Consider the following 11,328-nt stretch of genomic DNA (forward strand, 5'->3'; position numbering starts at 1 on the left):
ACTTTGACACAAACTTATCATGTATCAAGAATGATCAATTAAAATGCTGAAAAAAAAGGAAGTTAGAAAATGAATAATTTAGATCATAAGGGATTACCATTAACGATTAAAGAGATTAAAACGGCATATGAACTTTTAGAAGGTAAAGTACGAAAAACACCTTTAGTAAAATCATTTTATTTAACTTCAAAGTCGGACGGAGAAATTTATTTAAAACTTGAAAATATGCAATTAACAGGCTCTTTTAAATTTCGGGGTGCATTTAATAAAATTTCTCATTTAACTGAGGAAGAAAGAAGTAAAGGAATTATCGCATGTTCAGCTGGTAATCATGCACAAGGTGTCGCTTTATCATCAAAGCTGCTACATATTAAGAGTAAAATCATCATGCCCTCAACTGCACCAAAAGCAAAGGTTGAAGCAACAGAAGGCTACGGTTCAAATATCATTTTACACGGTGATACATTTGATGATGCGAAAGACTATTGTGCTAAAGTGCGAGATGAAACTGGTGAAACATTCATCCATCCTTACGATGATATTTACATAATGGCTGGTCAAGGGACTATTGGTATTGAAATTTTAGATGATCTCTGGGATGTTGATACAATAATTGCTCCAATTGGTGGTGGTGGCCTCATTTCTGGAATTGCAGTCGCTTTGAAATCATTTAACCCTTCAATAGACATAATTGGTGTTCAAGCAGAGAATGTACATGGCATGAAAGCATCATTAGACGCCGGAGAAATAGTGAGTAATTATATTGCTCCAACTATAGCAGATGGTTGCTCTGTTAAGGTTCCTGGGAAATTAACTTATGAAATTGTAAAAGAATTAGTAACTGAAATCATTCTTGTAAGTGAGGATGAAATAGAAGTTGCAATGAAGGATTTACTACAGCGAGGTAAAGCAGTTGTGGAAGGGTCAGGTGCCCTAGCGACAGCAGCAATTTTATCAGGTAAAGCTTCAAAATACATAAAAGATAAAAAAGTAGTAGCAATCATATCGGGTGGAAATGTTGACCTAGAGAGAATTTCCAGTGTTTGTGAACATTTCTTTGGGAATGAAGTAAAGTGATTTTTTTAAGAATGGGTGATCCTATTGTCGGAAAATAAATTAAGAAGAGAAATGGGATTTATTGCAGCTTTAACTACTGTAATTGGTACAGTAATTGGTGGTGGAGTTTTCTTTAAAGCTACAGCTGTATATGGCGCAACTGGATCTGCAAGCTTAGGTTTATTAGCATGGATTATTGGAGGAATCATTACAATTTGTGCTGGTTTATCGGGTGCTGAGCTTGCCGCAGCCATACCAATAACAGGAGGGATGGTTGCTTATTTAAAACACACATATGGAGATCTGACAGCTTATTTACTTGGATGGGCTCAAACAATCATTTATTTTCCAGCTAATATTGCTGCACTTTCAATCATATTTGGTACGCAAGCAGTTTCCATTTTTGGGGTCCCTGCCAATTCTAATCAATTCACTGTAACGATTATTGCTGTCATTACTGCAATTTTTATCACGTTGATGAATTTCTTAGGAGCAAAAACTGCTGGTAGTATTCAATCACTTTTTACGTTTTGTAAACTAATTCCTTTGGCGATTTTAATTATATTTGGATTATTACATGAAGGAAATGTGACTTTTCAGCTTTTTCCAATTGAGGTAGGAAGTGATCGAAGTTTTTTGCCAGCACTTGGTTCAGCTTTACTTGCTACGATGTTTGCATATGACGGTTGGATACTTGTTGGAAATATTGCCGGCGAAATGAAGAATCCTAAAAATGATTTGCCAAAAGCAATCGTATTCGGTTTAGCAGCTGTAATGGCGGTCTATCTTTTGATTAACATATCATTTTTATTTGTATTAACCGCAGCGCAATTAGCTGGTACATCTACACCAGCCACTGAAGTTTCGAAAGTTTTATTCAGTAATTTTGGAGGGAAACTCGTCTCGATCGGAATTTTGATTTCAGTATTTGGTACAATTAATGGCTATACAATGACAGGTATGAGGATTCCATATGTAATGGCTAAAGAACAAAAACTTCCTTTTAGTAGTTGGTTTGGTAAATTATCTAAAACTGGAGTCCCATATAATGCTGGTCTATTTATCCTAATAGTTGCCATATTTATGATGTTTATAGGTGGATTTGACTTATTAACTGATATGTTAGTATTTGTCATTTGGATCTTCTATACATTAACATTTATTGCGGTTTATATTTTACGAAAACGAGAACCGGATCTGAAAAGGCCATATAGGGTACCTTTTTTACCTTTAGTTCTCTCAATCGCAATAATTGGGGGAGTCTTTATCGTCGTAAATACACTTATGACGGAAACTATTTTAGCATTTTGGGGAATTGGTTTAACGTTAATTGGACTTCCTGTTTATTATATGTTTCAGAAAAAACACGTTGTAGTAGATGATGAATGAAAAAGGTAGGAAATTTTCCTACCTTTTTGATTGCCTTCTAAAGCACCCTCATCTTGATTCCAAAAGGATTGAAATTGCACTAAACATCAATAAAATAGCCATAACAATATTAAACTGATTATTATATTTTGATAAGAACTTTCGGAAAATTGAACCAAATACAGCCCAAGAGTAAGTACCTAAAAAACCTACAAAAGCTAGAAAGAATGAATAGAATATTAGGCTAATATTGGAAGTATGACTTGGAAGGACAAAGGTTGATATTGTAGTTATGCCATATAAAATACCTTTCGGATTTATGAATTGTAAAAGCATACCTGTTAAAAAACTGTTATTCTTGTCTCCATCATTGTGATTACCAATATTCTTACTCGTAATAATTTTTACGGCCAAATACAACATATAGATTACCCCTAGAATAGTCATGATAAATTCAACTTTTGGAATGAAGCTTTTAAGCAAAAGACTAAAATAAGCACACAATAAAATTAGTACAAAGAAACCTGAACCAACCCCTAACGAAAACCTAACTGACCTTTTTAATCCGAATTTGTTAGCAACTAACATTGCCATAATATTATTTGGTCCTGGGGTAAAAGCTGTAACAAACACATATAACAAAAATGATATTAAAGTCAAAATAGAACCCTCCTTTGGTTGTATGTTATAATGATTAAAATAGACAATATAACGTTTTCCTTTATATTGTATGGTATGTACGTTATATTGTAAATACTTTGTTTTAGGAGTGTTTTTATGGAAGAAATAAATCAAATCATTGCAAAAAACTTAAAAGCATATAGAGAAAGAAAAAAATTAAGTCTTGAAAAGGTAGCAGAATTTACAGGTGTAAGTAAAACAATGATTGGTCAAATTGAAAGAGGTGAATCTAGTCCTACTATTACAACAATCTGGAAAATAGCAAATGGATTAAAAATTTCTTTTACTTCATTAATCAATAATCCGCAGCCAGATACAAAAGTAATTTCAATGAGCGAGGTTCAAACCCTTGTGGAGGATAAAGGGAAATATCGGCTTTATCCATATTTTCCCTTTGAAGATGAAAGACGTTTTGAAGTATATTCTGTTGAGATTGAAAAAGGTGGTTTCCTAAGTGCTGATGCGCACAAGGAAGGAACTGAGGAATTTTTAACAATTTATGATGGTGAATTAACTGTCCGGGTAAATAATGTTGAACATACAGTGAAAAAAGGCGATTCAATTAGATTCAAGGCAGATCGACCTCATACTTATCATAATTCTGGAGAAACTTTAACTCGATTAAGTATGCTATTATACTATCCAAATTAAAACCCCGTTTTTTTAAAACGGGGTTTTACCAATTTATTATTTACTAATTGTGCCATTTTTTAAGATTTACTTATTTCAATAAATATGTTTTCAGAAGAATCCTCCAGTGTAAAATTCAAAAATCTATAAGATGTAATAACGCCAATCAATAAAAACAAACTGGCAATGATTGGTGGTAATAGATGATAAAAATCTGTATAACCAATCATAAAATGGACTGCAAACGCAGTAATAAATGCAGGTAAACTTCCTGACAATAATGTCCACCAAATCCATTTTTGATTTTGTCTAAAACCCCATAATGAAATCATGAGTACTAGTAAGCCAACACTTACTAATCCACCTCCAAAACCGGCGCGATCATGTGAGATAACAGGTATTAAGTGTTGATTAAATGCATTCAACCCAGAAGGAGTTATACATAAATAATTTAAATCTGTTTTAACAAAGGTAGTAGTGACACCCACAAAGGAAATAATACATCCTCCGATTAGAATCGAAAATCCTAGTATAATAAAAAATAATTGACCTATTAAACTTAGTTTCCAAAAGCGGTTATTTGTTAAATTTTCAGATTCTGGACTTCTATTTATCCCTCTGGTTTTAAAGAAACCAATTAAGAATGGTATTAATAGAACAACCCAAAATAAAGCGTGTAACCAGTCAAAGTAACCATATCCTATAAATAAGAATATTGCTAAAAAACCTACGAACGCACTTGTGTCAGTTGCTTTTTTTGCCCAATGATAATGATGTTTAACTCCATTTATGGCTAATGACATGAACAAGATTCCACCCGACATAATCGTCCCAGAAAGTGTCATCCGATCATGTGACATAAAGGGGAGAATTCGATCATTAAACTGTAAAATTAATTGACGATCAATCGTTAAAAAGTGCTCATCATATGGAAGGACAATGGAAGTTAAACTAATAAATAGAGCAAGTAATCCGCCAATAAACATGAAAAGGCCAAATAAAAAGTACCATATCCAACCGTCATTTAAACTAGGTTTCTCTTTTTTTCTTCTATACTTTACCGCTTCATTGATCCGTTTCGGTAAACCAGGACCACTGAGTACATATCCATGAGTCAAAAATACTAATGATGCCCCAGCATCGATTAATTCAATTGCATCAATTGGTTCAACCACTCCGCCTTTTGTAAATATCGGTTTCTCAAACTGATTTGATTTTATCTTTTGAATTGTACTTACTAAATTACATTTTTGCTCTAAATCAGTATTATTTGGAATTTCTTCAATCAAAATTGAATCGAATGGATAACTTTCTTTTTTAAGAAAAACATCTATTTCATTTGAACAAATTGATAGACAAATAGGTTTAGTAGAAGCCCAATTATTTTCTGCTAAATCCTTGGCCAAATCAAGCTCTAAGATGAATAAATCAACAAAATCAGAAAGCCTTGATTCGATCAGTTTAAATTCATCAAAACTCCCAGCTATTCTAGCAAAAATAGGAACCGTCTTATTTATTTTTGAAAGTTTATAAACTGTTTGTTCTACGGTTAATACTTTATTTTCCTCTGTTCCGATTAATTGGTTATGTTTCAAATCAATGAGAGGAATTTTGTTTGTATAGGTATCGTTTATAGAAATAGGTCCAATTTCAATCACACCAAATCCTAAATTCATAAAAGCATTTGTGCCAGATAGATTGGGGTCAATCTTAGAGGCCAATCCAATTTGATTTTTAAGTTTCAAATGATGAATCTCGTATTCAAGTGAGCTGTCAGTGTTTAAATGACCGAGAAATTCAATTAGATTCGGACCAAATGGCAAAGTTGAGATCTTATTCATGCTACTATGAATGAATTCTCTTGAAACTTTAGAAGGAAGCTTTGAGAGCATTGGTTTAAAAATTGTATGATAAGACCAATCAGGCATAGCATAACCTCATTTTTTTAAGATTACTTCTAGTTTACTTTGACAAATATAAAATGAAAACACTTTCTTTCTATATTGTGTATTAATTCACAATGCATTGGAATTTTTGTATAAATATGGTATAAATAAAAAGAGTTATCTACTTTCAAAATTAGTAAGACAAGTAAGGAAAAGGTTGTATAGAAAGGCGTATATGTGATTACAATGGTAAATATGCAAAAAGTGATAGTCATCGTTGGTCCTACAGCAGTAGGGAAAACAAAACTAAGTATTGAACTTGCAAAAGCTGTTGATGGAGAAATCATTAATGGTGATGCAACACAGGTTTATAAAGAATTAAATATTGGAGCAGCTAAAATTACAGAAGAAGAAAAGGAAGGAATTCCCCATCATTTAATTGATTTCCTTGATCCAAAAGATTCTTTTACAGTTGCTGATTTTCAAACTTTAGCTAGAGAGAAAATTAAAGAAATAGCTAATCGAGGTAAAATTCCAATTATTGTTGGTGGTACTGGATTATATATCCAAAGTGTATTAACTAAATATGAATTTGCTGAGCAAGAAGGTGATGAGCTTTTAAGAAACCAATTAGAGGGTTTTGCGATGGCTTTTGGGAATAAAGCATTACATGATCAATTAAAAGAAATTGATCCAGAAAGTGCAAAGCAAATACATATGAATAATGTCAGAAGAGTAATCCGTGCAATTGAAGTTTTCAAACTAACGGGACAAAAATTTTCAGAGACCGCATTTAAAAAAGAGCCAGAGTATTTATATGATGCAGAAATAATCGGATTATCGATGGAACGAGAGCTACTATACAATCGAATTAATTTACGAGTTGATCTAATGTTGGAAGAAGGACTAGTAGATGAAGCAAAAATGCTCTACGACAAAGGTATTCGAAATTGTCAATCTGTGCAAGCGATTGGCTATAAAGAGCTTTACGATTATTTTGATGGAACCTTAACAAAAGAGGAAGCAATCGATCTAATTAAACAAAGCTCAAGAAGGTATGCAAAAAGGCAAATGACGTGGTTTAGAAATAAAATGAACATCCATTGGTTTGATATGGATGGACATAATTTTGATATAAAAAAACTGGAAATTTTAGCTATACTTGAAGGAAAGGGCTATTTCATCTCGAATAAATATATGTAGAGGTAGAAGAGGAGGAAAAGGACATGAAAACATCAATCAACATTCAAGACCAGTTCTTAAACCAATTACGTAAAGACAATCTAGCGGTTACAGTATTTTTACTAAATGGATTTCAAATCAAAGGTAAAGTAAAAAGCTTTGATAACTTTACGGTATTGTTAGATGTTGAAGGTAAGCAACAATTAATATATAAACATGCAATTTCAACGTTTGTACCATCTAAAAATGTACATATTGAAATGTAAAATAAATTGAAAAAAGAGCATTGATCTTATGGTCAATGTTCTTTTTTAATTATGCTAGATATATTAATGTAGATAATTATATTATGTAAACTAAAGGGAGGGAATCAAATGTATGTCCCAAAAGAATTTAAAGAAACAGATTTAAATCAATTAATAGCCGAAATGAAGAAAAATAGCTTCGGAATATTATTATCGAATAATGAAGAGGCAAAAATAGAAGCAACTCATTTACCATTTATCATACGAGAAGACAAAGAGAATTTAATGATCATTACACATTTAGCTAAGCCAAATCCTCAATGGAAATCGATGAATGGAAAAGAATGTTTAATCATCTTCCCAGGGCCACATGCATACGTTTCTGCTTCATGGTATGAAGAAAAAAATACAGTTTCAACCTGGAACTATACAGCAATCCATGCTTATGGAAAAGTAACAACAATTGAAAATAAGGATGAAATGAGAAAAATCGTTTTAAAAACGACTGATTATTTTGAAAAAGGGCAATCTAAACCTTGGAAATACGAAGATCACACAGAATATGTTGAAAAATTACTTTCAGGCATTGTTTGTTTGAAAATTGAAGTAACAGAGTTAATCGGTAAAAAGAAATTAAGTCAAAATCATTCGATTGAGAGAAGAGAAAAAGTGATTACAGCTTTGCAAAATGAAGAAAAATATTCTTCGAAAGAAATAGCAGAACTGATGAAAGCAAAACTAAATACAAGTTCTTAAAAAGAAGTTATCTTCAATAAATAAGGAGGGAGTTATGATGATCGAAATCATAACTCCTTTTTATTTGGGCGTTCATTTTCTTGAAAAAATAGAAAGTATCGTTTTAAAGAAACGGAGGTCTTTAATCCAACTAAATGCTGAATATCTTCCACTAATAATCCCTCTTTTATTTTCCGTAGAATAAAAGTGTTTCTTAAATGTTGTGAGCAAAGTCCTTTTCTAAGTCCAGCTCTTTTAACTTCCAATCTAAGCATTTTTTGAAATGCAATTTCAGTTAGTGCTTTCGGTGAATCTGTATCGTATACCCAATGGAACGTCATGCGGTTAAAATCAAAAGCAACAAAGAGCGGATGAGTTGAATGATAGTGGGGTCTTACGGGCTCGGGTATCGTGACAAAATAATTATATAATAGTACTCGGTCTTCTTTTGTAAGAATAATTGTTCTTTTAGTACCTTCCTTGCTATGGACAACAAGTTCATTTAAAGCGAAGTTAATGTCTCTCATTTGTAAATCAATTAATTCCTTTAAAGTCAGTCCATAATACAGCATAAAACGAATCATAATTTCGTTGCGATCCATTAAAAATGATCTAGCTTTTAATTGCTTTTCAGACAAATCTGTCGTGGATTGAACGATTGACAGCAATTTTTTTTCTTCTTCTTCTGAGATAAAATCGTCCGATGAAAGAGCACGTGAAGGTCCTGCTAAATAGTTTGTGAATGGAATGATATTCTCGATTGAAGAATTATTAGAATGTAAAAATTTATAAAATTGATTTAGTACGACATAAATTCGATGCATCGTTTTTTCATTATATCCACGTTCAGATGTTAAAAAAAAGAAATAATTATTAAAATCTTGAACTTGTAATGTACTAAAACTGTCATTAACTTTTTTAAAGTAACGGAAACATTCTTCTAAATCATAGCAATAACGCTTAATAGTAGATTCTTTTCTTCCTTTACTATTTAAGTGAGAGGCAAATTGCAAGATGACATCAGGTAAAGTAGCAGTCGTTAAGTTTGGAATCGTCAAATTTATCAACTCTTCTCTTTTTCTCTCATTATAACAAAAAAGATAATAGAATTTAGTAAAATTTAGCAATCATATCCATTTAACAGTTAGTCTGGAGAATAAAAGTTTTGAAATGAATTGTTCGTACATATAATAGTAAAAAACTTATTTAGTAAAATACTTTCAAAAGCGCATAAAAAGAACTGTAATCTTATTTCTCGTGGAGTGCTTACCTATAGATACTAAAAAAAATGTTCGACAGAATAAGAGAGGTGTCATGTTTGGAGCAGCCAATTCGTTTAAAAGATAACGGCCAAATAAATGTTGTACTTAATACAGTGAAAAGGGGAGAGGTTTCTCCAAATCCAAGTATCGAAACAGTGAAACAGCCTAAACATGAGTTATTAATTGAAATAGAAGATCAATTACGACATTTAATTGGCATGGAAGAAATAAAAAAAATGATTCATGAAATTTATGCTTGGATATTTATTAATAAAAAAAGAGAAGAAGTAAACTTAAAAGCCGAAAAACAAGTATTGCATATGTTGTTTAAAGGGAATCCAGGAACTGGAAAAACGACTGTTGCTAGGATTATTGGTCAATTATTTTTGAAAATGGGTGTATTGTCCAAAGGCCACTTAATTGAAGCAGAGAGAGCTGATTTAGTCGGAGAATACATTGGACACACTGCTCAAAAAACTAGAGATTTAGTAAAAAAAGCAAATGGTGGAATTCTTTTTATTGATGAGGCTTACTCACTTGGCCGTGGTGGGGAAAAAGATTTCGGAAAAGAAGCGATTGATACACTTGTTAAACATATGGAAGATAAACATGGCGACTTTGTACTAATATTAGCCGGCTATTCTTCCGAAATGGATTATTTCTTAAGTTTGAATCCTGGACTAAAATCAAGATTTCCATTCATTTTAGAATTCAAGGATTATTCAGTAAAGGAGCTTCTAGATATATCAAAAAAAATGTTTGTTGACCGGGAATATATACTATCTCGGGAAGCGGAATACCGATTAAGAGACTTTATCCAAAAGGCAAAACTTGAAAATCGTGCTCATTTTAGCAATGGGCGATTTGTTCGTAATATTGTTGAAAAATCGATTAGGACACAAGCTACAAGGTTAGTATCTGAGACCGAATTTAATCGAGAAATATTAATGAGGATTGAAGAAAAAGACCTGTTTACTTCAGACAAAATCGACTCGATTAATTGAACTATTAGCTATTTTATTTGGTGCTTTCTACCCCACCAACCTTTAACGTTAAAATATATTGAAATAATGACCCCAATTAAAATATTGAGGAAAATACAATATAAATAACCATATTTCCATTTTAACTCAGGCATATTTACAAAATTCATGCCATAAAATCCTGCGATAAAAGACATCGGTAAAAAAATGGCACTTATGAGTGTTAAAGTTTTCATAATATCATTTGTACGGTCAGATTTTAAGAACATTTGCATTTCTATTATGCCTCCCATACTTTCTTTAAAATTATCAAGGGCATTAATAATACGTTCATAATTCTCTTTTAATTCATTAAAATAAAAGCCTGCATCCTGACTTAAGAAAGGAAAATCTGCTTCTACAATTTGGTTAATGACATTTACTTGTGGTTCTACAAGCTGTCTTAAATCTTGAAGTTGAACTTTCCAATTGAATATTTTCTGATCTAAATCCTTTCGAAATGGGTCATTAAATAAGTCTCGTTCAATTTCTTCAATCTCATTTGCAAACCGATCAATTGAGATAAGGAACTTCTCAATAACTTCATGAAAAATTTGATATAAAACATGACCAGCATGGTCTACTTTAATATAATTTTGACTGAATTCCTGAGTTACATATTTGAATAGATCTATTTCATGATCTTCTATATATGAAATAATTAAATTACTACAAACAAGAATATTTATTTTTGTTGGTTTAAATAATTTAGTTAAGGCATATAAGGAAAGAATTGCCTCGTTTTTAAAGACATTTATTCTAGGCTTATGATCGCTATGTAGAAGTTTCTTTTTTGCTAAAGGATGAATATTCAAGCTTTCAATAATCGTAGTTAACTCATCTAAGGATTTATTATTGAAGTGATACCAAAGAATTTCATCTTTAGTTGGAAGCAAAAATTCATCAATTGTTTCGACTGAATGATTTGTAATATTATATCTCTTCAAATGAAATTCCTCCTTTAAATAAATTTCTAAAATAGTGTTGTCAAGTATAGGTAAATTATGTGAAGAAAACAAACGTATTTTTGGGTTTGTTTTTTCGTGGTAATGAAACAGGAGACTAGTAAGGATGTTTGTTGCAAAGAAGAGAAAGAGCTGATGGAGAATAATCACCAATTTTTCATACAATATAAAAAAACAAACCTTCATTTTAAAAGGTTTGTTTTCAGAGTGTTGAAAAACAACTTAGTCAATAGATCTAAGCATATAATTTTAGAAAAAATCTCCTTTGTAGGAAAATTATTACTACAAGGGGGTTT

Annotated in this window: 12 protein-coding genes; 8 read left to right on the forward strand and 4 right to left on the reverse strand. The window is 31.7% G+C overall.

Annotation, left to right across the window (positions count from 1 at the left end):
* The first annotated feature begins 69 nt into the window (after positions 1 to 69).
* Both tdcB and ACFVRR_RS03980 read left to right on the forward strand, forming a co-directional pair.
* Entirely contained in the window at positions 70 to 1,077 is a 1,008-nt protein-coding gene (tdcB, locus tag ACFVRR_RS03975; RefSeq protein ID WP_387324849.1) for a bifunctional threonine ammonia-lyase/L-serine ammonia-lyase TdcB, read from the forward strand.
* A gap of 51 nt (positions 1,078 to 1,128) precedes the next feature.
* Positions 1,129 to 2,445 (forward strand): APC family permease, encoded by a 1,317-nt coding sequence (locus ACFVRR_RS03980; RefSeq protein ID WP_387324987.1) that lies wholly within the window; start codon positions 1,129 to 1,131, stop codon positions 2,443 to 2,445.
* A gap of 48 nt (positions 2,446 to 2,493) precedes the next feature.
* On the opposite strand, the gene ACFVRR_RS03985 is transcribed toward ACFVRR_RS03980, so the two are convergent.
* Complete coding sequence (locus tag ACFVRR_RS03985; protein ID WP_387324852.1) at positions 2,494 to 3,084, reverse strand: LysE family transporter; 591 nt, start codon at positions 3,082 to 3,084, stop codon at positions 2,494 to 2,496.
* A 117-nt stretch (positions 3,085 to 3,201) separates the two neighbouring features.
* On the opposite strand from ACFVRR_RS03985, the gene ACFVRR_RS03990 reads away from it, so the two are divergent.
* A complete protein-coding gene (locus tag ACFVRR_RS03990; RefSeq protein WP_387324855.1) occupies positions 3,202 to 3,756 on the forward strand; it encodes a helix-turn-helix domain-containing protein in 555 nt (184 codons plus the stop codon).
* A gap of 59 nt (positions 3,757 to 3,815) precedes the next feature.
* Here the strand turns inward: ACFVRR_RS03990 and ACFVRR_RS03995 are convergent, their stop codons facing one another.
* Positions 3,816 to 5,663 (reverse strand): beta/alpha barrel domain-containing protein, encoded by a 1,848-nt coding sequence (locus ACFVRR_RS03995; RefSeq protein ID WP_387324858.1) that lies wholly within the window; start codon positions 5,661 to 5,663, stop codon positions 3,816 to 3,818.
* A gap of 198 nt (positions 5,664 to 5,861) precedes the next feature.
* On the opposite strand from ACFVRR_RS03995, the gene miaA reads away from it, so the two are divergent.
* From miaA to ACFVRR_RS04010, 3 genes are all read left to right on the forward strand, one after another.
* Positions 5,862 to 6,824 carry a tRNA (adenosine(37)-N6)-dimethylallyltransferase MiaA gene (gene miaA / locus ACFVRR_RS04000; RefSeq protein ID WP_387324990.1) on the forward strand — a complete coding sequence of 321 codons (963 nt, stop codon included), beginning with the start codon at positions 5,862 to 5,864 and terminating at the stop codon, positions 6,822 to 6,824.
* 23 nt (positions 6,825 to 6,847) lie between these two features.
* On the forward strand, positions 6,848 to 7,069 hold the full coding sequence (gene hfq, locus ACFVRR_RS04005; RefSeq protein ID WP_387324861.1) for an RNA chaperone Hfq: 222 nt from the start codon (positions 6,848 to 6,850) through the stop codon (positions 7,067 to 7,069).
* A 108-nt stretch (positions 7,070 to 7,177) separates the two neighbouring features.
* Entirely contained in the window at positions 7,178 to 7,804 is a 627-nt protein-coding gene (locus ACFVRR_RS04010) for an FMN-binding negative transcriptional regulator (protein ID WP_387324863.1), read from the forward strand.
* A 47-nt stretch (positions 7,805 to 7,851) separates the two neighbouring features.
* Here the strand turns inward: ACFVRR_RS04010 and ACFVRR_RS04015 are convergent, their stop codons facing one another.
* The gene (locus ACFVRR_RS04015; RefSeq protein WP_387324864.1) at positions 7,852 to 8,841 is read right to left on the reverse strand and encodes a tyrosine-type recombinase/integrase; all 990 of its coding nucleotides are present in this window, start codon (positions 8,839 to 8,841) and stop codon (positions 7,852 to 7,854) included.
* Positions 8,842 to 9,101: 260 nt separating this feature from the next.
* Between ACFVRR_RS04015 and spoVK the strand changes: the two genes are divergently transcribed.
* The gene (spoVK, locus tag ACFVRR_RS04020; RefSeq protein ID WP_387324866.1) at positions 9,102 to 10,049 is read left to right on the forward strand and encodes a stage V sporulation protein K; all 948 of its coding nucleotides are present in this window, start codon (positions 9,102 to 9,104) and stop codon (positions 10,047 to 10,049) included.
* Positions 10,050 to 10,057: 8 nt separating this feature from the next.
* On the opposite strand, the gene ACFVRR_RS04025 is transcribed toward spoVK, so the two are convergent.
* Entirely contained in the window at positions 10,058 to 11,014 is a 957-nt protein-coding gene (locus tag ACFVRR_RS04025; RefSeq protein WP_387324869.1) for a magnesium transporter CorA family protein, read from the reverse strand.
* A gap of 96 nt (positions 11,015 to 11,110) precedes the next feature.
* Between ACFVRR_RS04025 and ACFVRR_RS04030 the strand changes: the two genes are divergently transcribed.
* Positions 11,111 to 11,328: hypothetical protein (locus ACFVRR_RS04030; RefSeq protein ID WP_387324871.1), on the forward strand; the 218-nt coding region annotated here is incomplete at its 3' end.

It is taken from the genome of Gottfriedia sp. NPDC057948 (genome assembly GCF_042887255.1).
Taxonomy (GTDB): domain Bacteria; phylum Bacillota; class Bacilli; order Bacillales; family Bacillaceae_G; genus Gottfriedia.

Excerpts from the sequence above, each read along its gene's own strand:
- ACFVRR_RS03990 (WP_387324855.1), top strand. The coding sequence starts at position 3,202 with ATGGAAGAAATAAATCAAATCATTGCAAAAAACTTAAAAGCATATAGA.
- ACFVRR_RS03995 (WP_387324858.1), bottom strand. The coding sequence starts at position 5,663 with ATGCCTGATTGGTCTTATCATACAATTTTTAAACCAATGCTCTCAAAG.
- tdcB (WP_387324849.1), top strand. The coding sequence starts at position 70 with ATGAATAATTTAGATCATAAGGGATTACCATTAACGATTAAAGAGATT.
- hfq (WP_387324861.1), top strand. The coding sequence starts at position 6,848 with ATGAAAACATCAATCAACATTCAAGACCAGTTCTTAAACCAATTACGT.
- ACFVRR_RS03980 (WP_387324987.1), top strand. The coding sequence starts at position 1,129 with ATGGGATTTATTGCAGCTTTAACTACTGTAATTGGTACAGTAATTGGT.
- ACFVRR_RS04010 (WP_387324863.1), top strand. The coding sequence starts at position 7,178 with ATGTATGTCCCAAAAGAATTTAAAGAAACAGATTTAAATCAATTAATA.